Origin of the sequence: Streptacidiphilus rugosus AM-16 (assembly GCF_000744655.1) — a bacterium.
Classification (GTDB): Bacteria; Actinomycetota; Actinomycetes; order Streptomycetales; family Streptomycetaceae; genus Streptacidiphilus; species Streptacidiphilus rugosus.
On record NZ_JQMJ01000003.1, the window covers coordinates 1,106,490 to 1,128,963 of the forward strand.

Sequence of the window (22,474 nt, forward strand, 5' to 3'; positions counted from 1 at the left end):
CGGTTCTCCTCAGTCCCGCACGAGGCAGACGGCGGTGGTCTCGACGCGGTCGACGGCCTCGTCGATCCGTTCAAGCAGCCGCGCGTGCGCCTCGGTGAGCGTGCCGCCCTGGTGGAGGTAGCGGGTCCACTGGTTCAGCAGGTTGCCAATCTGGTCCAGGGCGGTGGTGGCCTCGTCGAGGCGCTGGATGCCGGCGCGGAAGTCAGCGACGGCGGCGCGTGGGTCGTCGTGTCCGGCGGCGAGGAGGGTGGCGAGCGCGGTGTACGTGCCCGGCATGCAGTCGTTGGCCTTGGCGGCGGCGGTGATCGCCGTCCACTCGGTGTCGTTGAAGCGCGGGTACGCGCGGTTCTCCCGCTGCTGCGGATCGCGCTTACGGCGGCGCACGCGTTCCAGGAACGGCACCCCCGGGCCGGACTCTCGCTCGGCCGTCCCGGTCGGGCGCGCCGCCCCCACCGGGGTGGCACCGGGATAGGGACGCCTTATCCCGCTACTTGCTCCCCCGTCAGGGGCCTCCCGGTCAGCCGACCAACCGTCACCATGACCGGTGACGGTCACCATCTCTGAACCGAGGTCAGTGCCCCGGTTGCCCTGGTTGGTCGGGTCGGTGCGGTCACTGGCGGAGGCCAGGGGAGTGCGGTCGGGCTGCTGGCCGGTGGGCATGGAGGTGCTCCAAATGTCGTGTGGAGGGGTGGGCCCGGCTCGGCGGCTGGCTGGCGATCTGACTGCGGGACGACTGCACCCGTCCCGGCTTGCGCTCGCGTAACGCTCCTGACCTGCGACGCGACGAGTGGGACGAGTACACGCGCAAGGAGGGGTAGCACCCGCAGTCCCGCGCGGTGCTCGGGGCGGGGGAGGGCTGCCGGGACGTCTGCACTCGTCCCGGCAGCCGCTCCCGTAACGGCCCTGACCTGCGATGCGACGGGTGCGACGGGTGTACGCGCAAGGAGGGTAGGCGGGGGGTCAGCGGCCCCGTCGGGGCCCGCCGTCGGCGGTCGGAGGCCGGTACCCCGCAGCAGGACCCGTGCCCGGCGTCCGGTTGATGGTGCCGATCGCCTCGCTCCGGCGGGTGGCGGCGGTGAGGCGCTCCCGGGTGGCGGCCATCTCAGCCGAGACTTCCCGCTCCCCGACCGACGCGCTCGCCTGCGGGGCCGGTTCGAGCTGCCGCTGCCCGGCGGCCTCCGGCTGCCCGGAGAGCTCCCCGCCGCGTGACAGATCGACCTCCTGCAGCTCCGAGTCGGCCGTCGCGGCAGAACCTGCCCTGGCCGTCCCGGCGGCCTTCAGGACGCTGGGGCAGTAGCGGGTCCAGGCGTCGAGGAACTGGGCGCGGGCGAATCCCTTGGCGTGACCCCGACCCTCGAAGCGGTAGTTCTTCGAGCTGATGTCGAAGTCCCGCAGCAGCATCTGCAGGTAGCGCGGCGTCAGCCCGCCACTGCGGGACCCGTAGGTGGGCCAGGGGCTCTCCTCGTCCGAGCACAGCAGCACGATCAGCTGCTTGGTCGGCATCAGCTCCGGGTGGCCCACGCTCGCGAACGCGCCATGGATGTCGACCAGGAGCTGCAGCGGATAGTCCTCCAGCCCCGGCCGCTCCGACTCGCGCGCCGTCATGACCCGGCACGCCTGCCGAGCCAGGTCCGGCCATGCCCCGCCGGCAAGGTCGGCGACGATGACCAGCGGTTCCCAGGTGTCCGCCGCGCGGTCCTCGACCGGCATCGCCGGATCCATGTCCTTCGCCCGCTCGGCGATCGTCGTCGCCCACGCGGCGAGGCGTTCGCGCAGCGGGGCGAGGGCGTCGGAGTCGCGGGTCCGGAACGACTCGACGGTTTCGGCGGCGGTGCGGCGCCGCATCCGGACCACGACCGAACGGTCCATGATCGTGTCGGGCAGGTCCCCAATCCCGGCCAGCGCGGCCATGGCGAACGTCTTGTGGGTCTCCAGCTCCATGCTCTTGCCGTTGATCCGCAAGGTGTCGCGCTTGCGCTGGTGGCCGCCGTTGAGGATGCCGCGAAGCGCCTCGGCGTCACCCGCGGCCTTGGGGCCGAAGATGGTGTCGGCCTCGTCCACCAGCAAGGTGGGCGGGTTCTCGCCGATGGAGCGGTAGATCGCCGCCACGGAGGCGTTGACCGTCATGATCGGACGGTGGCAGGTCGCCTCGACCACGTCCAGCAGCCGCGACTTGCCGCACCGCTTCTGCGGCCCGGTGATCGCCAACCGCGGTGCGTGCTGGAAGGCCGGCTGCAGGTGCGAAGCTGCGATCCACAGCGTGACCGCGTTCAGGGCGTGCTGGTCCGGTAGCACCACGTACCGGGCCACGATCGCGCGCAGCTCGTCCAGCATCACCGCTCCGTCCGGAACCTGATCCGGACCGGCGGCCGGGGCGGCCGGAACGTGGTCCGGGGATTCGGCGGCCAGACCGGAGGTTCCGGCGGGGATGAGGTCGAGCTGCCCGTCGAGGACGGGACGGGGCTGTTCGGCCCGCTTCAACAGGTCGTCAGGGTTCAAGAGGGAGAACCACCTTCCGGTGATCGTGGCGTGTGCGGCGGCCACCGCGCATGCCAGTGAGGTGTCGCATGCGAGAGAAGGGCGGTCCGCCCTGCGGCGTTGGTAGCGCCGGATTCAGGGCGGGACGGACCGCCAGGTGGAGATAAGGCCCATCGGCTAGGGAGAGCTCGGCTGGTTCCGGCTCAGGTGATCAGGAGGCCGGTCGCCGGTGCAGCGGACGGACCACCGCGACCTCGGGACGGGGACAGCCCCCGGACAGTGATCTCCCGGCGGCCAGAGCGGAGAGTCGGTTGACCGCTTCGGTCTGGACCTCGGCAGGGTCGTGGCCGTGAACGGTGGCCTGGATCAGCCACTTGCCCAGGGCGTGCAGGCGCGCGGACCACGCCTGCTCGGCCACGATCGCCGCGTAGTGGTCCACCGCCGCGACCGAGTGGACCGCGCTCGCCAGCCCGGACACATAGGCCGGACCGCCCGCCTGGTGAAGCACGCCCTGGCGGCGCAGCTGATGCGTCACCATCACCGGATCAACCGGGCAGTCCTCCTGGCGCAGGGCGAGCATCGCCGCCCACACCAGCCCGTGGGCTGGGGACGCGAAGTCCTCCGCCCCGAGCATCCCGCCAGCGGTGTCGAGGGCGGTGGGGCTGTGCAGGCACGCGGCCAGCACGGCGCGTTCAGCGTCCACAGCCCGTGGAGGCCGCGCCCACGACCAGGCCCCGGCATGGGCTTGGCGTTCGAGCGGCGGGGCCGTAGGGTGCACATGAACCTCTTCTCTTCCAGCGGGGCATGGCCGGCCAGCCACCCCGCCTGGGTGATCAGTGAGTTGTCGCTTGCTGGAGAGTTCTCGGGCTGTCGGTGTTGGTAGCGCCGATGGCCTTCTCCATGTCCGGGGTCGCGGTCAGGCCGCGCGGTCGACCGCCTGGTCTTCCAGCCATGCCTCCACCTCCGCCCAGCGGTAGCGCAGGTGACGCCCGACCTTGTGGACGGGCGGCCCCTGGCGGCGGTGGTTCCACACGTAGACCGTGCTGATCGGCACCTGCAGGAACTCGGCGAGTTCCTGGGCGCTGAGCAGCGGACGGCGGTCCGTGCTTGCGGCGGTGCGGCTGGTGCGGGCGGCGCTTCGGCCCAATGCGTGCTCCTTGGTGATGTGGCGACAGCGCGGTGCGCTTCGTCGTTGGCATGTCGGCTGGGAGGGCAACGATCCCCGAAAACCGACTCGCGACCTAATTGGAAATCCCGGGCCGATGCGGCCTCTCGCGCGGGCCGAACCAATTAGGCCGCGAGCCGGAAGGCTCGTAGTGTGCTCCGGCATCGCGCCTGGCACGTCAGGTGGTTCGGCGCATCGGTTCCCCCTTTGCGGATCGACAGCAGGACCCTCTCGGCGACCGCCGCTGGGCGGTGATCACCGGTGGGACGCACACGATGCCCGAAGATTCCGGCCGCGCCAAACAGCGAAAACCACTGACCAGAGCCCCGAAGATCCCGCCATGTCCGAGTTGGCCCGATGTGACCGCCGGATTGAGTGAGACGATCCGACACTGGTGAGCACGATCGGGACCGTGTCGGACGATCCGACACGGTGAAAGCTTTACCTTTCGCCGTGTCCCAACGTGCCTTGTGCGCCAGCTGATTTGGCGCGGCCGGGGGTCGGTCGTAGGGTGCGACGTGCCCGTCTCGGCGGGGGAGGGCCGGCCAGCCCACCCCCTACCGGCGGGATCTCAGGCCGCCGTTGGTAGCGCCCGGCTTGCCCCGAACCCCGCGACCGCCACGCTCGCGCGGCCCTTTCCATGGCCTGGTCTTCCAGCCATGTCTCCACCTCCGCCCAGCGGTAGCGCAGGTGACGCCCGACCTTGTGCGCGGGCGGCCCCTGGCGGCGGTGGTTCCACAGGTAGACGGTGCTCAACGGCACCTGCAGGAACTCCGCCAGCTCCTCCGCGCTCAGCAGCGGACGCCGGTCGGACTCCCCGCGCAAGCCTCCGCGGGAATGGGTGGCAGGACGAACCACGAACTCTCCCAACTACTCGCCGAACAGGAACAGGCGCCGCCGCAAAGCAATGCCGACGACCACCTGGCGAAGACCATAAGCAGTGCGCAAGCGAAAAGGCAAGGGTTGTTGCCTTCCTTGGAATTATTTGCCACACGCCCCTGAGGCGAGCATCATGCGCGGCCATCACCGCAGGTCAAGCGCACGTTCTGCGCGCTAGTGCACGGATTGCGCGACAGTACCCGGCATTCCCTGGCACATTCCGGCACCGCAATACCGCCACTGCTTAAAAGTTTTCATCCTTTGTGGGAGAACTGATTGACGCTGAGCGGCGTCTCGATTTAGATCAACCGCATGCCGACTGCTCGCCGCGCGAGCAGTCGCGAGCCCCACACCCACTCCAGTCGAAGGAGACACCCTTGGCGAACGTCTACGACCGCTGGCACAAGTCCCGCGCCAGCAAGGGCGATCAGCAGTGCCCCGAGCACAAGGGCAAGGTCGCGTCCTCGGAGCACGGCGTCGGCAAACGCTGGCAGGTCCGCTACCGTGACCCCGCCGGCGAGCAGCGCAAGGAGAACTTCGAGCGCAAGGCCGACGCCGACCGCCGCGCGGCCGAGCTGCAGAGCAGCCTCGACATCGGCACCTACGTCGACCCCACGGCTGCCAAGGTCACGCTGGAGTCCTTCGCTCGGCAGTGGCTCGCGTCGAACTCCGCAGGGCCGACGACGGGCATCCGGTACGAGGGCGTCGTCCGCAACCACATCGAGGGGCGACTGGGCCATCACGAGCTGCGAGCGCTCAACCAGCCCTCGCTCATCCGGGCGTGGATCAAGGAGCTGCAGGAGGTGCCCCTCGCTGCGTCAACGATCCTGGGCGTGGGCGACGTGCTCTCCGCCATCCTGGACGCCGCCGTCGACGACGGCAGGATGCCGCGCAACCCGTGCAAGGTGAAGACCGTCAAGTGGCCGACGGCTCCCAAGAAGCCTGTCGTCCCGTGGACTCGCGAGCGCGTCGTCGCGGTGATCGAGGGGCTGCCCGATCGTTTCCAGGCCGGTGGCAAGGTCGGCATCGGCTGCGGCCTGCGCCAGGGGGAGATCTTCGCCCTGGCCGTCGACAGCATCGACTTCAAGGGCGGCTGGATCCACGTCAACCAGCAGATACGTTTCGTCGGCAAGACGATGGTCTTTGCGCTCCCCAAGGGGCAGAGGATCCGCTCGGTTCCCATGTCGCGCGGTCTGGCTCTCGCGCTCAAGGCGCACATGAAGGCGTTCCCGCCGGTGGAGGTCACGCTGCCGTGGGACGAGGCCGACGGCGACCCGAAGACGCTGCGCCTGCTCTTCGTCGACCCGAGGGGCAACGCCTACAACCGAAGCGTGTTCAACCAGGGGGACTGGAAGCGTGCACTCGTCCACGCCGGGGTGATCCCGCCCCGGACCACCGGCTCGCAGTACTTCCAGGCGGCCCCCGAGGACGGCATGCATGCCCTCCGTCACACCTACGCCTCGGCCCAGCTCGAAGGCGGGACCAACATCAAGGCCCTCGCCGTCTACCTCGGCCACTCGGACCCCGGCTTCACCCTCCGCACCTACACGCACCTCATGCCCAGCAGCGAAGGGCGAAGCCGTGACGCGGCCGACGCCTTCCTGCTCGGGACCGCGGCAACCACGGGCACGACGGGCGAGACGCAGGGCACAGCCGACCTCGCTTCCGAAGCCGTGTGCCCTCAATGTGCCCTGGCGGCCTGAGCGGCTGCTTCTGATGAAGCCTCAGCAAGCCCTCGCCTGATCTCGACGATCAAGCAAACGCCCAGCTCACGGCCACATCAGGCAGTACAGCTGGTGCCCCGCGTCGTGCAGCCGGTTCGCGAAGTCCTGCCACTCGTGCAGCATCTTGTAGATCACGAACGCGTCCCGCGGACCCCGGCGGTCGGGGACCGTCGACCAGATGAACGCCGCCGTGCCCAGTTCCGCCTCGTCCGCCTTCAGCAGTGGCTCGACCACCGTCTGGGGGAGCTGGACGACCGCGTAGTCCGGGTGGAGGACCACCAGCTCCAGCGGGGGTACCTCGTTCAGGGGGATGCCGAGGATGCCGGTGAGGACCATCGCGCTCATGGTCTCCGGCTTTATCTTCGTCGAGAGCCCGCCGCTGATCGACTCCTCGGAGCCGTCGTGGCCGAACAGCTCGCCGAGGCGGCCGAGCGTGCCGAGCTCACCTGCGTCCAGGCCGAGGCCGTCGCGGCCGAGGGCGGTGGGAACGCGGGCGGCCGTGGCGCGGTCGGGTGCACCGAAGTACTTGTAGGTCACGCCCACGCGGCCAGCACCTCCACCTCCGTCACCACGGCGTGACGCATCTGCGAACTCGCGACCCCGACGCGCGGCGCGTCCCGCGCCACAGTCGGAGCCCTCGCGCTGCTCGGACACCCCGGACCATCCTTACCGTCCGTCGTTGATTTGCCAACAGGCCGCCGCGCACGCGCGCCTTACGTACCCCTCACGACGGCGAAGTCGCCAAGGGCGCGTCAGCGCATGCGGCACACGGTCGTCACTTCCCCGTCACGCGACGACTCACACCGGATGGCCCGATCATCGTCCCAGATGATCGGCGCGGACATGCCGCGTCAAAGGCTGCGATTTCGAAACGACGACGATTTGAGACCATGTTCTCGTGAGCGATCCCGTGAGCATGCAGACCATCGGCCGTCCGTACCCGTACGAGGCGCCCGTTTCCGAGGCGTTGTTCGAACGCGCGTCCGTCGTCACCCCGGGTGGAGTGAACTCGCCCGTGCGCGCCTTCCGCGCCGTCGGCGGTACGCCCCGCTTCATGGTGTCCGGCAACGGCCCCTACCTCACCGACGCGGACGATCGCGAGTACGTCGACCTGGTCTGCAGCTGGGGCCCGATGATCCTGGGCCACGCGCACCCCGAGGTCGTCGCCGCCGTCCAGGACGCCGTCTCGCGCGGCACCTCCTTCGGCACGCCCGGACAGGGCGAGGTCGAGCTGGCCGAGGAGATCGTCGACCGGATCGCGCCGGTCGAGCAGGTCCGCCTGGTCTCCTCCGGCACCGAGGCGACCATGTCCGCGATCCGTCTGGCCAGGGGTTTCACCGGCCGGTCCAAGGTCGTGAAGTTCGCCGGGTGTTACCACGGTCACGTCGACGCGCTGCTGGCCGCCGCCGGCTCCGGCCTGGCCACCTTCGCGCTGCCCGACACCCCCGGCGTCACCGGCGCGCAGGCCGGCGACACCATCGTGCTGCCCTACAACGACCTGCACGCCGTCCGCGCCGCCTTCGCCGCGCACCCCGGCGAGATCGCCTGCGTGATCACCGAGGCGTCCCCGGGCAACATGGGCGTGGTCCCGCCGCTGCCCGGCTTCAACAAGGGCCTCGCCGAGCTCTGCCGCGCCGAGGGCGCGCTCTTCGTCTCCGACGAGGTGATGACCGGCTTCCGCGTCTCGAAGGCCGGCTGGTACGGCTTCGAATCCGTGAACGAAGGGTGGTCCGCCGAGGTCAAGCCGGACCTGATGACCTTCGGCAAGGTCATGGGCGGCGGCTTCCCCGCCGCGGCCTTCGGCGGTCGCGCCGACGTGATGGCGCACCTGGCCCCGGCCGGACCGGTCTACCAGGCGGGCACGCTCTCCGGTAACCCGATCGCCACCGCCGCCGGCCTCGCCCAGCTGCGCGCCTGCACCGACGCCGTGTACGCGACGGTCGACCAGGTCGCCGCCGAGGTGGCCTCGATGGTCAGCGACGCGCTCAAGCACGAGGGCGTGGCCCACCGCCTGCAGACCGCGGGCAACATGTTCTCGGTCTTCTTCACCGACCGTCCCGTCACCAACTATGACGAGGCGCGCGGGCAGGAGTCGTTCCGCTTCACGGCCTTCTTCCATGCCATGCTCGCCCAGGGTGTCTACCTGCCGCCGTCCGCCTTCGAGTCCTGGTTCGTGTCGTCCGCGCACGACGAGCGCGCGCTGGAGCGCATCGCCGCCGCGCTGCCGAGCGCGGCCCGGGCCGCGGCCGAGGCGACCGCGGTGTGAGCATCCGCACGCCCGCGCCCACGCACCGGAACACGCACGGGCGCGCGCACCAGAACAAGCGCCAGAACCGGCGCCAGAACACGCACGGGAACCAGAGAGCCGAGAAGGGGCAGGATCAGCGGTGAGCGAGAAGGACATCACGGTCGTCCACCTGATGCGTCACGGCGAGGTGCACAACCCGGAGGGCGTCCTGTACGGACGGCTGCCGGACTACCACCTCTCCGAGCTGGGCCGGAAGATGGCCGACCGGGTCGCCGACCACCTCAGCGGACGTGACATCACCCACGTGGTGGCGTCCCCGCTGGACCGCGCCCAGGAGACCGCCGCGCCGATCGCCGCCGCGCACGGGCTCTCCGTCGCCGCCGACGAGCGGCTGATCGAGGCGGACAACGTCTTCCAGGGCAAGACCTTCGGCGTCGGGGACGGCTCGCTGCGCAACCCCGGCTACTGGAAGCACCTGGTCAACCCGTTCCGCCCGTCCTGGGGCGAGCCGTACATCGAGCAGGTCGTGCGGATGATGGGCGCGCTCGGCGCGGCCCGTGACGCCGCGCGCGGCCACGAGGCGGTCTGCGTCAGCCACCAGCTGCCGATCTGGGTCACCCGCTGCTTCGCCGAGCACCGCAGGCTCTGGCACGACCCGCGCCGCCGCCAGTGCTCGCTGGCGAGCCTGACGACCTTCACCTACGAGGGCGACAAGATCGTCTCGATCGGCTACAGCGAGCCGGCCCGCGATCTGCTGCCCGCGCACCTGACGGGCAAGAAGGGCCCGATGACCAACAAGTCCTTCGGGGCCTGAGCCGGCCGCGCGCCCGCCGCAGCCTGCATAAAGATCGATTAAATATCCACTACACGAAGCGTCGTGGCAGGTCAAGCTACTGCCGCGACGTTTTCGTGGGGGCGGTGAAATCGTGCTGTATACCCATGCGAAACTCTTCACATGAGTCGCCGCCCCACGCTCGCCGTCATCGCCGCACTGACCGGCGTCCTCGCGCTCTCCGCCTGCACGGGCGCCAATTCCGCCGAGACCGGCGGCGGCAGCGACAGCGGCTTCGTCGCGGGCACGGGCGAGTCCGTCTCGGTGCCCGCCGCCCACCGCGGCGGGGCGATCGACCTCAGCGGCAAGGACCTGGACGGCCAGGCGATCAACCTTGCCGCCTACCGGGGCAAGGTCGTCGTGCTCAACGTCTGGGGCTCCTGGTGCGGTCCCTGCCGCGCCGAGGCGGGCGACCTCGAGAGCGTCTACAAGGCGGACCAGGCCAAGGGCGTCGCGTTCGTCGGGATCAACACCCGCGACACGCAGATCGACCAGGCCCAGCAGTTCGTCAAGACGCACGGGGTGACCTTCCCGAGCTTCTACGACGAGGACGGCTCGCTGCTGCTGCAGTTCCCGAAGGGCAGCCTCAACCCGCAGGCCATCCCGTCCACGCTGATCCTGGACCGCCAGGGCCGGATCGCCGTGCGCGCCCTGCAGCCGCTGACCAGCGACCAGCTGAACAAGATCCTCGATCCGGTGATCGCGGAGAAGTCGTGAACGGGACGGTCCTGCACGGGGCGCTGCTGCTCGCGTTCCCGGTCGCGCTCCTGGGTGGGCTCGTCTCCTTCTTCTCCCCCTGCGTGCTGCCGCTGGTGCCCGGTTACCTCTCCTACGTGACCGGCTTCTCCGCCGCCGACCTCGCCGACGCGGAGGGCCGCCGTCGCGGCCGGATCGTGCTCGGCGCCCTGCTCTTCGTGCTCGGCTTCTCCGCCGTCTTCGTCTCGATGGGCGCCTTCTTCGGATACTTCGGGCAGACGATCAAGCAGCACCAGACGGTGATCTCCGAGGTCTCCGGGGTGCTGATCATCCTGATGGGCCTCGCCTTCATGGGCCTGCTGCCCGGCTTCACGCAGCGCGAACTGCGCAGTCACCGCAAGCCGGTGATGGGCCTGATCGGCGCGCCGCTGCTCGGGGTCGTCTTCGGCCTCGGCTGGGTGCCGTGCATCAGTCCGACGCTGAGCGCCGTGCAGTTCCTCGCCTTCACCGACGCCAGCGCGGGCCGCGGCGCGCTGCTGACCGTCGCCTACTGCCTCGGGCTCGGGCTGCCGTTCGTCATCGCGGCGGTGGCCTTCCGGCGCACGCTCTCCGCCTTCGGCTGGGTCAAGCGGCACTACCCGCTGGTCATGCGGATCGGCGGCGGGATGCTGGTCGTCGTCGGCGTCCTGCTGCTGACCGGGCTCTGGGCGCAGTTCGTCAACCAGCTGCAGTACTGGACCGAGAACTACCAGGTGGGTGTCTGATGACGACCGACGCGCGCAGCGAACTGGACGCCGCCGAGCGCCTCAGTTCCGCTCCCACGGAGGACGGCGACACGGGCGGCGAGGTCGGCATCGGCCTGCTCGGCTGGCTGCGCTGGATGTGGCGGCAGCTCACCTCCATGCGCACCGCGCTGATCCTGCTCTTCCTGCTGTCGCTCGCGGCCATCCCCGGCTCGCTGGTGCCGCAGACCTCGGCCTCGCCGACCAAGGTCGCCGAGTTCGTCGCCGACCACCACACCCTCGCGCCGGTCTACCAGAAGCTCGGGCTGTTCCACGTCTACAGCTCGTTCTGGTTCTCCGCGATCTACCTGCTGCTCTTCGTCTCGCTCGCGGGCTGCATCGTGCCGCGCACCTGGCAGTTCGTCGGCGTGCTGCGCGCACAGCCGCCCGCCGCGCCCAAGCACCTGGTCCGACTGCCCGTCTACGCGAGCTGGCGTTCCCGCGGCGCGGGCAGCGGCGCGGCCGCGGGCGCGGCTGCGGCCGGTGGCACGGACGCGCAGCGGACACTGGACGCCGCCGAGGCGCTGCTGCGCAGGCGCCGCTTCCGGGTCGCCCGCGACGGGGACGCGATCACCTCCGAGAAGGGCTACCTGCGCGAGGTCGGCAACCTGCTCTTCCACATCTCCCTCTTCGGCATGCTGATCGCCTTCGCCGTCGGCAAGCTCTTCGGCGGCATGGGCACCGTGCTGCTGATCGAGGGCAAGGGCTTCAGCAACAACGTCTCGCAGTACGACGACTTCATGCCGAGCACCTTCTACACCGCCGACAGCCTGAACCCCTTCGGCTTCCGGCTGGACCGCTTCGAGGCGACCTACCAGACCACCGGCGACCAGATCGGCACCGCGCGCACCTTCCAGGCCAACGTCGCCTACTGGACCGGCAGCGACGCCGCCAAGGCGAAGAAGGCGGTCATCAAGGTCAACGACCCGCTGGAGGTCGACGGCAGCAACATCTACCTGACCGCGCACGGCTACGCCCCGGTCTTCAAGGTGACCGACGCCAAGGGCGACGTCGTCTTCGACGGGCCGACGCCCTGCCTGCCGCAGGACGGGAACATCACCTCCGTCTGCGCGATCAAGGTCAACGACGGTTACGTCGACAAGAACGGCACCGGCACCCAGATCGGCATCTCCGGCATCTTCACCCCGACCGCGGCGAGCGACGCGTCGGTGAAGACGCTCGGTCCGCACTCGGTCTTCCCCGACCTGGCCGACCCGAAGATCTACCTCACCGCCTACCACGGCGACCTCGGCAACAACTCGGGCGCTCCGCAGAGCATCTACCAGCTCGACACGAAGCACATGACCCAGTACAAGTTCGACGACGGCACGCCGCTGACGCTGCCGCTCGCGCCGAACCAGGGCTTCAAGCTGCCGAGCGGCGGCACCGTGACCTTCACCGGGATCCAGCAGTGGGCCAACTTCACCGTCGCCCACAACCCGGGCACCGGCTGGGCGCTGACCAGCTCGATGCTGGCGGTGCTCGGCCTGATCGGTTCGCTGTTCGTGCAGCGCCGCCGGATCTGGGTCCGCGCCGTCACCGGCCCTGACGGCACCACGACCGTCGAGCTGGCCGGTCTGGCCCGCAGCGAGTCCGCGCGCATCGCGGAGGAGCTGGCCGAGCTGGCGCTCGACCTCCAGGACACCGCCCCGGCCGACGTCGACGAGTCGGACGAGTCCGCCGAGCCCGTCGAGTCCGCCGAGGCGACCGACGCCGAGCCCGACCCCACCGACGCACCTGCCCCGTCCACCGAAGACGCCGATGACGCCAAGGTCGCGGCCGGCCCCTCGACCAAGGAGTGAACGTGAGGATCCTCGCCGCGGCGGCGATCGACACCCGCTTCGCCAACATCTCCAACGTCCTCGTCTACTCGGCGATGGCGGTCTTCCTGCTCGCCTTCCTCGCCTACGCCGCCGAGTGGACCTTCGGCGGCCGCAGCCGCGTCGCGCGCCAGTCGGCGGCGCTCGCGGGCCGCGGCTCGCTGGCGGAGACCGTCGCCTCGGCCGAGGCGGAGGCCGCCCGGGCCGGGCAGGCGCCGAAGGTCGCGGTGACCGTCACCCGCGCGGGGGGCGGCACCACGACGCTGACCCGCACCGTCGCCGCCAAGGCCGGAAAGATCGACGTGGTCACCCGCGGTGACGCGGCCCCGCCGGTCGACGGCGTCGGCGCGTCCGGCGGCGACGAGGGCGCGGACCGGCTCGGCCGCATCGCGGTCTCGCTGACCACGCTGGCCGCGCTGCTGGACCTCTGCGCCGTGATCACCCGCGGCATCTCCGCGCACCGGCCGCCGTGGGGCAACCTGTACGAGTTCACCTGTGCGATGACGGTCGTCGCCGCACTGCTCTTCGTGGGCCTGATCGCCGCCGGCAAGGACGTCCGCTGGATGGGCCTGCCCGTCACCTTCGGCGCGGTGCTCGGCCTCGGCATCGCGGTCGCCGTCTTCTACACCGACTCCGAGCAGCTCGTCCCGGCGCTGCACTCCTACTGGCTGTGGATCCACGTCTCCGGCGCGATGGTCTGCGGCGGCGCGCTCTACGCGGGCGCGGTGGCGGCGGTGCTCTTCTACGCGAAGGACGTCTACGAGCAGCGCAGGGCCCAGGACCAGATCCAGGGCGGCTGGTGGTCGGACGTCTTCGACCGGCTCCCGGCGGCGGCGACGCTCGACAAGTGGTCCTACCGGATCAACGCCTTCGTCTTCCCGCTGTGGACCTTCACCATCATCGCGGGCGCGATCTGGGCCGAGGCCGCCTGGGGCCACTACTGGGAGTGGGACCCGACCGAGACCTGGGCGTTCATCACCTGGGTCGCCTACGCCTGCTACCTGCACGCGCGGGCCACGGCCGGCTGGAAGGGCCGCAAGGCCGCGGTGCTCGCCTTCATCGCCTTCGCCTGCTACCTGTTCAACGCGTACGGCGTGAGCATCTTCATCAACGGCAAGCACAGCTACGCCGGGGTCTGAGCAGGGCCCGAACAAGGCCTGAGCAAGGCGCACCGACGGGGGCGCGGGGCAGCACGCCCCGCGCCCCTGTTTCGTCCCTGTCACCCGCACCAGGCAGAATGCGGCCGACGGCTCCACGTCGGAGCCGTTGGCATCTTCACGCCATCCACCCTGGGAGGACGGCCATGACCGCGATCGACGCGTTCGGCACCGACCCGCTCGGCGCCGACCCCTTCGGTACCGCAGCCCTGCGCCGCCGCGTCCTCGACGCGTGGGCCGCCGCTCCCGCCCGGTTCCGTGAGGACGCCAACGCGGAGGAGGAACTGGCCCTCGGCGGCTACCGCGACCGGCTGATCGTCGAGCTCGCCCAGAACGCCGCCGACGCCGCCCGCCGGGCCGGCGTGCCGGGACGCCTGCGGCTGACGCTGCGCGACGGCGTCCTGGCCGCCGCGAACACCGGCGCGCACCTGGACGCCGAGGGCGTCGAGTCGCTGTCCACGCTGCGTGCCTCCTCCAAGCGGGAGGACCGCGATGCGGGCGCGGTGGGCCGCTTCGGCGTCGGCTTCGCCGCGGTGCTCGCCGTCAGCGACGAGCCCAGCGTCATCGGCGTCCCCGGCGGCGTGCGCTGGTCGCTCGGCGAGGCGCGGGCCCTCGCCGCGGAGGCGGCCGACGCGGCCGCGCCCACCCCCGGGCTCGCCGACGAGCTGCGCCGCCGCGACGGCCACGTGCCGCTGCTGCGCCTGCCGCTGTCCGCGGAGGGCAGCCCGCCGGCCGGCTACGACACCGTCGTCCTGCTGCCCCTCCGTGACGCCGCCGCCGAGGACCTGACCCGGCGCCTGCTGGAGGACACCGACGACGCGCTGCTGCTGGCCCTCCCCGGCCTCGCCGAGGTCCTCATCGAGGCGGACGGCGCGGTCCGCGTCCTGTCCCGCCGCGAGCCGGCCACGCCGGTCCCCGGGGCCGGCCCGGCGGCCGCCCCGCTGGAGGACCGTCCCGCCGAGGTGGTGATCGCCGACGACGACGCCGAGACGCGCTGGCAGGTCGTCAGCGCCGGGGGCCCGCTCGACCCCGCCCTGCTGGCCGACCGCACCACCGAGGAGCGCCACCGCCCCCACTGGTCGGTGACCTGGGCCGTGCCGGTGGACGACGCGGGCGACCCGCTGCGCGTCCGCACCGCCGCCTACCTGCACGCGCCCACGCCCAGCGACGAGCCGCTCGGTCTGCCCGCCCTGCTGATCGCGAGCTTCCCGCTCGACTCGACCCGCCGTCACGTCGCGCCGGGACCGCTCACCGACTTCCTGGTCGAGCAGGCCGCCGACGCCTACGTCGAGCTGGTCCGCCGCCGTGGCGTGAGCCTCGGCTCGCTCCGGCTGGTCCCCGCGCCGCTCGGCAAGGGCGAACTGGACGCGAGGCTGCGCCGTGCCATCCTGGCCCGGTTGCCGGAGACCCCCTTCCTGCCGGAGGCCGTGCCGGACCGGCACAGCCTCGCCGGTGCCGTCGACCTGGCCGACGCCGTCCGCGACGCGGAGGCGGGCGCGGCGGGCGCGGCGGGCCGCGACGACGCGAACGCGCTGTCCGCGCTGCGTCCCCGTGACGCGGTCCTGCTGGAGGGCGCCGACGCGGAGATCGTCCGCGCGCTCGCGGCCGTGCTGCCCGGCCTGCTGCCCGCGGGGCTGGAGCGCCGCCAGGAGCTGCGCGCGCTCGACGTCCGCCGGGTGGCGCTGGCGGAGACCGTCGACCAGCTGGCCAACCTGGACCGCGCGCCCGAGTGGTGGCGCAACCTCTACGGCTCGCTCGCCGGCGCCGACCCCGAGGCGCTCGGCGCGCTGCCGGTGCCGCTGGCCGACGGCCGGATGGTGCGCGGCCCGCGCCGCGTCCTCGTCCCGGCCGGACGGTCGGACGCCGACGCGCAGGTGAGCGCCGAGGACCTGGCGGTCCTCGGCCTGCGCCTGGTCCACCAGGACGCCGCCCACCCGCTGCTGGAGAAGCTCGGCGCGGGCGTCGCCACCCCGGCGGGCGTCCTGGAGACGCCCGAGGTCCGCGCCGCCGTGGCCCGCTCGGCCGACCTCGGCGACGACGACGAGGACGAGGCGGAGGAGCTCGCCGACGCCGTCCTGCGCCTGGTCCGGGCGGCCGTCGCGGAAGGCTCGATGACGGAGGGTCAGCACCCGTGGCTGGCCCGCCTGGTCCTGCTCGACGAGGACGGCGGGCTCACTCCGGCCGGTGAACTCGTGCTCCCCGGCAGCTCCCTGGCCGCCGTCGTCCAGGAGGAGGAGGCCGTCTTCCTGGACGAGGAGGTCGCCGAGCGCTGGGGCCCCGAGGTGCTGCGCGCGGTGGGCGTCGCGCACACGCTCGGCCTGCTCCGCGCGGAGGAGGCCGTTCTCGACCCGGACGACCTGGAGCGCTTCGACCCGACCGCCCCCGCCGACCGCTCCCTCGGCGGCGAGCCCCTCTCGCTGCTCGACGAGGCCCCCGACGGTCTGGCCGACTGGGCCGAGGACGTCACCGAACGATTCCACGCGGAGCCGTTCGGCGCCGCGGACCTGCCGATGGTCGTCCCCCCGGTCGCCGCCGAACTGCTCGCCGTCCGCGACCTCGACCTGGTCGACGACGAGGCCTGGCCGCACGCGCTCGCACTGCTGGCCGCGCCGCCGCTGCGCGCCGCCGTCGTGGACAAGGTCCGGGTACTGCTCCCCGACGGCAGCAGCGCCGAGGTCGTCCCCTACGCGGCCTGGTGGCTGCGGGACCACCCGGTCCTGGACGGCCGCGCCCCCGCCGGACTGCGCGCGGCCGGCGGCGACCGGCTGCTGCGCGGCCTCTACGACGAGGCGCGCACCACCCTCGACGAGACCTTCCTGCACGCCCTCGGCGTCCGCACCACCCTGGCCGCGCTGCTGGTCGAGCCGGACGGCCCCGACGACGTGCTGGAGCGCCTGACCGACGCCGCCCGTGCGGTGACCCACCGTCAGCTGCACGGCCTCTACACCGCGCTGGCCTCGGTCGAACTGGAGCGGATCGCGCTGCCCGACGAGGTCCGCGCGCTCCCGCCGCTCGACCCGGAGACCCACCGCCGCCCGGCCCACACGGTCATCGTCGACGTCGCCGACGCCGTGATCGCCGACGCCCCCGACCTGGTGCAGCTGCTCGACGACTTCCCGCTCATCACCGTCGCCCCCGCGCTCGCCCCGGCGCTCGCCGAGCGGCTGCACGTCTCGCTGGCCAGCGAGATCGCCGGCGGTCGGGTGCTGACGCAGGGCACGGTGCGCCGGGTCCCGGCCGAGGTCCGCGAGCTGCTGCCCGGCTGCCCCGCGCTCTACGAGGAGCACGAGGAGCTGCTCGTCGTCGGCCCCGAGGGCGAGGAGGCCGCCGTCGACTGGCGCTGGGACGCGGGCACCGAAGCCCCGGCGCGGGCCGACGGCGAGGACGAGGCCGAGGAGGCGGAGGAGCCGGACGAGTTCGCCCCCGTCGTCCCCTTCGGCACCCTGCACGCCGCGACGCCGGAGGGTCTGGCGGCCGGACTGGCCTGGGCCGCCGGCGCCTGGTCGCGCCGCTTCGAGGTGCTGGCCCTGCTCGGCGACCCGGACCGCGCCTACGAGCTCTCGGCGGCCCGCGACTTCGAGGGCTGACGCGGGCGCGCCCGGGCGTGCCCGGCGCCGGTCCGCGGCCTCTCAGCCTCGGCGGGAGAACCGCCGGGGCTGCGGCAGGCCGTGGTTGATCCAGCGCCAGACGATCTCCAGCAGCACCCCGGCCACCAGCCCGATCGCCGCGCCGGTGAGCGGGTCGCGCAGACCCTCCAACTGCAGCTGGAAGAAGTGCTGCGCCCACGGCACCACCATCACCAGCAGGAACCCGAGGGCCATCAGGGCGACCAGCAGCACCTTCCACAGCGCGTAAGGCCGGGCGATGATCGCCAGCACCCAGAGCGCGACGATGAACAGCGTCAGCGTGGCGGTGCTGGTGTCGGCTACCTGCCCGGTGGCGTGGTTGGCGCGGGCCAGCATGTAGGCGGTGAACGCCGCCGCCCCCGCGATCACCCCGGCCGGCACGGCGAAGCGCAGCACCCGCCGCACGAAGCCGGGCCTGGCCCGCTCGTTGTTGGGCGCCAGTGCCAGGAAGAACGCGGGCACGCCGATGGTCAGCGCGCTCAGCACCGTCGAGTGACGCGGCAGGAACGGGTAGGGCACTCGGCAGATGATCGTCGCGAGCGCGAGCAGCACCGCGTAGACGGTCTTCACCAGGAACAAATTGGCAACCCGCTCGATGTTGCCGATCACCCGCCGTCCCTCGGCGACGACGAGGGGGAGGGTGGAGAAACGGTTGTCCAGCAGCACGATCTGCGCGACCGCGCGCGTCGCCTCGCTGCCGGACCCCATCGCCACGCCGATGTCGGCGTCCTTCAGCGCGAGCACGTCGTTGACGCCGTCGCCGGTCATCGCGACGTGGTGCCCGCGCGACTGCAGCGCGCCGACCATGTCGCGCTTCTGCTGCGGGGTGACCCGGCCGAAGACCGAGTGCGCCTCGACGACGTCGGCGAGCGCGGCGAACCTGTCCGCCTGCGCGTCCGCCTCGGTGCGGGTGTCCGCCGTCGCCTGCGCCCCGGCTCCCGGCTCTGGCCCGCGCGCCGGCCCGCGGACCGGCCCTGGCTCGGAGCTCGGTCCGGCTCCGGTCCCGGGCTCGGCTCCGGTCTCCGGCTCGGCGCCGGGCTCGGGGCCGGCGCCGGGCTTGGGCAACTGGCGCGCGTCCATCGGCGTGTCCGCGCCCGGCAGGCCGAGCGAGCCGGCCACCGCGCCGACCGACACCGCGTTGTCCCCTGAGATGACCTTCGCCGCGACGTCCTGCCGTTCGAAGTAGCGCAGCGTGTCCGCCGCGTCGGGCCGCACCCGCTGCCGCAGCACCACCAGTGCCTGCGGAGCCAGCCCCAGGGCCGGATCGGGCGCGTCCAGCGGCGTCGGGGTCCGGGCCAGCAGCAGCACCCGCAGGCCCTCGGAGCCGAGCGCGTCGGCGTCGACCAGGGCGGGGTGTCCGGCGGGCAGCAGCACGTCCGGCGCGCCGAGCAGCCAGGTCGCGACCTCGCCGTCGGCGTCCCTGAGCTCCGCCCCCGACCACTTCCGTGCGGAGGAGAACGCCGCCGCCTGCCGCACCTGCCACCCGTCGGGGGAGGGGTAGGCGTCGATGATGGCCTGCAGGCTCGCATTGGGCCGCGCGTCGGCGGTGCCCAGCGCGCCGAGCGCGTGCCCGGCGCGGTCCAGGGGGGCACCGTCGAGCGGCTGGACCTGCTGGACGTCCATGCCGCCCTCGGTGAGCGTGCCGGTCTTGTCCAGGCAGACGGTGTCCACCCTGGCCAGGCCCTCGATCGCGGGCAGCTCCTGCACCAGGCACTGCCGGCGGCCGAGCCTGATCACGCCGATCGCGAAGGCCACGGAGGTGAGCAGCACCAACCCCTCGGGGACCATCGGCACGATCCCGGCCACCATGCGCCGGATCGCCTCGGAGAAGTCGCTGCGGGAGACGTAGAGCTGGCTGATCACCAGACCGATCGCGGTCGGGATCAGCAGGTAGGTGATGAAGCGCAGGATGGTGTCGATGCCGCTGCGCAGCTCGGAGTGGACCAGGGTGAAGCGGCTGGCCTCCTCGGCGAGCTGCGCGGCGTAGGCGCCGCGGCCGACCTTGGTCGTCGTGAACGCGCCGCTCCCCGCGACGACGAAGCTGCCGGAGAGCACCGGGTCGCCCCCGTGCTTGAGGACCGGGTCGGGTTCGCCGGTGAGCAGCGACTCGTCGATCTCCAGGCCCTCGGCCTCGGCCACCGTCCCGTCCACGGTGATCTTGTCGCCGGAGCCCAGCTCGACCAGGTCGCCGAGGACGATCTCACTGTTGCTCAGTTCGCGCGTCCGGCCGCCGCGCCGCACCCGGGGCTTGGCCTCGCCGATGACGGCCAGATTGTCGAGGGTCTTCTTGGCCCGCAGCTCCTGGACGATCCCGATGCCGGTGTTGGCCACGATGATGAAGCCGAACAGCCCGTCCTGGATCGGCCCGACCGTCATGATCACCACGAAGAGGGTGCCGATGATGGCGTTGAAGCGGGTGAAGACGTTCGTGCGGACGATCTCCCGCGTGGACCGGCTGGACCGCACCGGTACGTCGTTCACCTCGCCTCGGGCGACACGCTCCGCCACCTCGGCGTCGCTGAGTCCGGTGAGCGCGGGGAGCGTGCTGGTCATACGGCCGACCCTAGGCGGGGGCGTCCCCACCCGCCTGCTGGGCGCGCCGCTCGTCGATCTCCCTGACCGCGGCCGCCTGGATCGCGCGCCGACGTCCGCGGCAGTACCAGATCCCGATCAACCCCAGGCCGAATCCGGCCAGGCAGATCCACGGCCAGTTGCCGCGCCCGTGCGCGGACAGGGAGCTGTGGAAGGGGATCAGCACCAGGAAGCCGACCAGCCAGAGCACGGTCCCGCCGGTGACGATGGCGACGTCGTTCGCCTCCATGGGCGGGGCGGAGGGCAGCTTGGCTGTCTTCTTCACGAGGCTCGGCATCTTCACAGTTGATGAGCGTACAGCGCGGGGTTTTGCGCGTCTGTTATTGGATGTTCGTACAGTCTACGCGCGCAGATGGCCAAAACATTTTGTTTATTTGATACTGGACGCGATCGAACTCATGGCTGGAATCCGTGCGCCGTAGCGGCGGGATTCCAGCCACCGTGCTCACTGCCGTGTCGGCCGCTCCGCTCGCACGTCCCGCGCTAGGAACCACTTCATGACCTCGTCGGCCACCGCCACGACCACGCCCTCTGATCCCGGCTCCCAGCCGCCCGGGGCGCTGGACCGCTTCTTCAAGATCTCCGAGCGCGGCTCCAGCTTCGCCCGTGAGATCCGCGGCGGCGCCGCCACGTTCTTCGCGATGGCCTACATCATCGTGCTGAACCCGATCATCCTCTCCTCGGCGACGGACAAGTTCGGCCACCACCTCAACAGCGGCCAGCTGGTCACGGCGACGGTGCTCACCGCCGCGTTCACCACACTGCTGATGGGCGTCTTCGCCAACGTCCCGATCGCGCTGGCCGCCGGGCTCGGCGTCAACAGCGTCGTGGCGCTGCAGCTCGCCCCGAAGATGAGCTGGCCGGACGCGATGGGCATGGTCGTCCTGGCCGGCCTCGCGATCATGGTCCTGGTGGCCACCGGCCTCCGCGAGCGCGTCATGGCGGCCGTCCCGCTCAGCCTGCGCAAGGCGATCGCCATCGGCATCGGCCTCTTCATCGCGCTGATCGGCATGGTCGACGGCGGCTTCGTCACCCGCATCCCCGACGCCGCGCACACCACGGTCCCGCTGCAGCTCGGCGCGACCGGGCACCTGGTCGGCTGGCCGGTCCTGATCTTCGTCGTCGGCACGCTGCTGACCCTGATCCTCATCGTCCGCAAGGTTCCGGGCGCGATCCTGATCTCCATCGTGGTCGCGACGGTGCTCGCGATGATCGTGGACAAGGTCGCCCACGTCCCTGCCGCGAGCTGGGGGCTGACCGTCCCGAGCCTGCCCAGCCACATCGTCGCCACCCCGGACTTCGGCCTGCTCGGCAAGGTCAGCCTCTTCGGCGGCTTCGGCCAGGTGGGCGTGCTCACCGGCGTGCTCTTTGTTTTTACGGTGCTGCTGTCCTGCTTCTTCGACGCCATGGGCACCGTGCTCGGCGTCGCGGAGGAGGCCCACCTGCTGGACTCCCAGGGCAACCTGCCGGGCATGAACCGGGTCCTGATGATCGACGGCATCGCCACCCTCACCGGCGGCGTGACCTCCAGCTCCGCGGGCACCTGCTTCGCCGAGTCCACGACGGGCGTCGGCGAGGGCGCCCGCACCGGCATGGCCAGCGTCGTCACCGGCCTCATCTTCGGCGCGGCGCTCTTCCTCACCCCGCTGGCCACCATGGTCCCGAGCCAGGCGGCCACCCCGGCCCTGCTGGTGGTGGGCTTCCTCATCATGGCGAGCGGCATCCGTGAGATCGACTGGTCGGACTTCACGATCGCTATCCCGGCGTTCCTGACGATGATCATCATGCCGTTCACGTACTCAATCACCAACGGGATCGGGATCGGCTTCATCGTCTTCTGCGTCCTGCGCATCGCGACGGGCCGTTGGCGTGAGGTGCCGTTCCCGCTGTACGTGGTGTCGGCCGTGTTCACCTTCTACTACCTGATGCCCGCCCTGGGGATCGGTCAGTGACCTGCGCCTGAGCAAGCCAGTGGGCCCGCCCGCCAGTGCGAACCTGGTGGGCGGGCCCACTGCTGTTCCCATGGAGTGCCGCGTGGCGGGCTCGTCACGCGCGTCCTGGCTCGGCAGGGCGCGAGCCGCCGACAGCATCTGAGACGACGTTGTCCGGGAGCGCTCCCAGATCTACGCTCGCCCGCACAGGAAGACGATTCACCGAGGCCGCAGGAGTGCCGTCATGGACCAGGCATCCACACCTTTCCCCGAGCCGTACGCGGAGGCGGCTCGGCGACCTGTGAGTGTGCTGGCCGTGGCCTCGTTCGCCTCGTCGCTCTTCGGGGCTCCGGGTGCCGTGGTCGGCGCGGTGCTGGGGGTGCTGGCGCTGCGCCGGATCGATCGGCGGGGCCTGCGGGGCAAAGCCTTCGCCTGGACGGGCATCGCCGTGTCCGCTCTGTGGCTGGCCCTCCTCGTGGGCCTGGTCGTCGCCTATGAGTCCGCCTCCGGAACCGTGGTCACCGGCCACCTGTGACGTTGCGCG

Annotated in this window: 18 protein-coding genes; 10 read left to right on the plus strand and 8 right to left on the minus strand. The window is 71.6% G+C overall.

Translation table 11 applies throughout. The features are described from left to right. Window positions 1-9: 9 nt before the first annotated feature. The 5 genes from BS83_RS45235 to BS83_RS48545 form a co-directional block, all read right to left on the minus strand. The gene (locus BS83_RS45235; RefSeq protein WP_157597031.1) at window positions 10-660 is read right to left on the minus strand and encodes a hypothetical protein; all 651 of its coding nucleotides are present in this window, start codon (window positions 658-660) and stop codon (window positions 10-12) included. Window positions 661-960: 300 nt separating this feature from the next. Continuing rightward, a complete protein-coding gene (locus BS83_RS08535; RefSeq protein WP_063774122.1) occupies window positions 961-2,499 on the minus strand; it encodes a DUF3631 domain-containing protein in 1,539 nt (512 codons plus the stop codon). Window positions 2,500-2,689: 190 nt separating this feature from the next. Next, a complete protein-coding gene (locus tag BS83_RS08540; RefSeq protein ID WP_198035168.1) occupies window positions 2,690-3,181 on the minus strand; it encodes a DnaB-like helicase N-terminal domain-containing protein in 492 nt (163 codons plus the stop codon). Window positions 3,182-3,394: 213 nt separating this feature from the next. After that, window positions 3,395-3,625, minus strand: a complete 231-nt coding sequence (locus BS83_RS47285; protein WP_037602358.1) for a helix-turn-helix transcriptional regulator — start codon at window positions 3,623-3,625, stop codon at window positions 3,395-3,397. Window positions 3,626-4,084: 459 nt separating this feature from the next. Beyond that, window positions 4,085-4,501, minus strand: a complete 417-nt coding sequence (locus BS83_RS48545) for a helix-turn-helix transcriptional regulator (protein ID WP_332262317.1) — start codon at window positions 4,499-4,501, stop codon at window positions 4,085-4,087. A gap of 398 nt (window positions 4,502-4,899) precedes the next feature. Between BS83_RS48545 and BS83_RS08550 the strand changes: the two genes are divergently transcribed. Then, the gene (locus BS83_RS08550) at window positions 4,900-6,225 is read left to right on the plus strand and encodes a tyrosine-type recombinase/integrase (RefSeq protein ID WP_037602359.1); all 1,326 of its coding nucleotides are present in this window, start codon (window positions 4,900-4,902) and stop codon (window positions 6,223-6,225) included. 66 nt (window positions 6,226-6,291) lie between these two features. On the opposite strand, the gene BS83_RS08555 is transcribed toward BS83_RS08550, so the two are convergent. Further along, on the minus strand, window positions 6,292-6,789 hold the full coding sequence (locus BS83_RS08555) for a hypothetical protein (protein ID WP_037602360.1): 498 nt from the start codon (window positions 6,787-6,789) through the stop codon (window positions 6,292-6,294). 373 nt (window positions 6,790-7,162) lie between these two features. Between BS83_RS08555 and hemL the strand changes: the two genes are divergently transcribed. From hemL to BS83_RS08590, 7 genes are all read left to right on the plus strand, one after another. Then, window positions 7,163-8,512, plus strand: a complete 1,350-nt coding sequence (gene hemL, locus BS83_RS08560) for a glutamate-1-semialdehyde 2,1-aminomutase (RefSeq protein WP_037603257.1) — start codon at window positions 7,163-7,165, stop codon at window positions 8,510-8,512. Between the two features lie 154 nt (window positions 8,513-8,666). Next, a complete protein-coding gene (locus tag BS83_RS08565; RefSeq protein WP_051942843.1) occupies window positions 8,667-9,308 on the plus strand; it encodes a histidine phosphatase family protein in 642 nt (213 codons plus the stop codon). A gap of 141 nt (window positions 9,309-9,449) precedes the next feature. After that, complete coding sequence (locus tag BS83_RS08570) at window positions 9,450-10,043, plus strand: TlpA family protein disulfide reductase (protein ID WP_037602362.1); 594 nt, start codon at window positions 9,450-9,452, stop codon at window positions 10,041-10,043. Further along, a complete protein-coding gene (locus BS83_RS08575; protein WP_037602364.1) occupies window positions 10,040-10,786 on the plus strand; it encodes a cytochrome c biogenesis CcdA family protein in 747 nt (248 codons plus the stop codon). The genes BS83_RS08570 and BS83_RS08575 overlap by 4 nt, the downstream gene beginning before the upstream one ends. Next, on the plus strand, window positions 10,786-12,606 hold the full coding sequence (resB, locus tag BS83_RS08580) for a cytochrome c biogenesis protein ResB (protein ID WP_051942795.1): 1,821 nt from the start codon (window positions 10,786-10,788) through the stop codon (window positions 12,604-12,606). Before BS83_RS08575 ends, resB begins: the two co-directional genes overlap by 1 nt. A gap of 8 nt (window positions 12,607-12,614) precedes the next feature. After that, complete coding sequence (gene ccsB / locus BS83_RS08585) at window positions 12,615-13,763, plus strand: c-type cytochrome biogenesis protein CcsB (RefSeq protein WP_037603261.1); 1,149 nt, start codon at window positions 12,615-12,617, stop codon at window positions 13,761-13,763. 164 nt (window positions 13,764-13,927) lie between these two features. Continuing rightward, window positions 13,928-17,368, plus strand: coding sequence for a sacsin N-terminal ATP-binding-like domain-containing protein (locus BS83_RS08590; protein WP_051942796.1), 3,441 nt, complete (start codon window positions 13,928-13,930; stop codon window positions 17,366-17,368). Between the two features lie 42 nt (window positions 17,369-17,410). Here BS83_RS08590 and BS83_RS47295 read toward each other — a convergent pair whose 3' ends face one another. Together BS83_RS47295 and BS83_RS08600 are read right to left on the minus strand one after the other, a co-directional pair. Continuing rightward, window positions 17,411-19,960, minus strand: a complete 2,550-nt coding sequence (locus BS83_RS47295; RefSeq protein WP_051942797.1) for an HAD-IC family P-type ATPase — start codon at window positions 19,958-19,960, stop codon at window positions 17,411-17,413. 10 nt (window positions 19,961-19,970) lie between these two features. Further along, window positions 19,971-20,264, minus strand: coding sequence for a DUF2530 domain-containing protein (locus BS83_RS08600; protein ID WP_269664837.1), 294 nt, complete (start codon window positions 20,262-20,264; stop codon window positions 19,971-19,973). A 232-nt stretch (window positions 20,265-20,496) separates the two neighbouring features. Here BS83_RS08600 and BS83_RS08605 point away from each other — a divergent pair, with 232 nt between their 5' ends. Together BS83_RS08605 and BS83_RS08610 are read left to right on the plus strand one after the other, a co-directional pair. Further along, complete coding sequence (locus BS83_RS08605; protein WP_037602366.1) at window positions 20,497-21,951, plus strand: NCS2 family permease; 1,455 nt, start codon at window positions 20,497-20,499, stop codon at window positions 21,949-21,951. Between the two features lie 223 nt (window positions 21,952-22,174). Continuing rightward, window positions 22,175-22,465: a DUF4190 domain-containing protein gene (locus tag BS83_RS08610; protein WP_084713215.1), complete on the plus strand. Its 291-nt coding sequence runs from the start codon at window positions 22,175-22,177 to the stop codon at window positions 22,463-22,465. Window positions 22,466-22,474 lie beyond the last annotated feature (9 nt).

Coding starts and splice junctions, on each gene's coding strand:
- BS83_RS45235 (WP_157597031.1), bottom strand. CDS start 660: ATGCCCACCGGCCAGCAGCCCGACCGCACTCCCCTGGCCTCCGCCAGT.
- hemL (WP_037603257.1), top strand. CDS start 7,163: ATGCAGACCATCGGCCGTCCGTACCCGTACGAGGCGCCCGTTTCCGAG.
- BS83_RS08565 (WP_051942843.1), top strand. CDS start 8,667: ATGCGTCACGGCGAGGTGCACAACCCGGAGGGCGTCCTGTACGGACGG.
- BS83_RS08570 (WP_037602362.1), top strand. CDS start 9,450: ATGAGTCGCCGCCCCACGCTCGCCGTCATCGCCGCACTGACCGGCGTC.
- resB (WP_051942795.1), top strand. CDS start 10,786: ATGACGACCGACGCGCGCAGCGAACTGGACGCCGCCGAGCGCCTCAGT.
- BS83_RS08590 (WP_051942796.1), top strand. CDS start 13,928: ATGACCGCGATCGACGCGTTCGGCACCGACCCGCTCGGCGCCGACCCC.
- BS83_RS47295 (WP_051942797.1), bottom strand. CDS start 19,960: ATGACCAGCACGCTCCCCGCGCTCACCGGACTCAGCGACGCCGAGGTG.
- BS83_RS08605 (WP_037602366.1), top strand. CDS start 20,497: ATGACCTCGTCGGCCACCGCCACGACCACGCCCTCTGATCCCGGCTCC.
- BS83_RS08610 (WP_084713215.1), top strand. CDS start 22,175: ATGGACCAGGCATCCACACCTTTCCCCGAGCCGTACGCGGAGGCGGCT.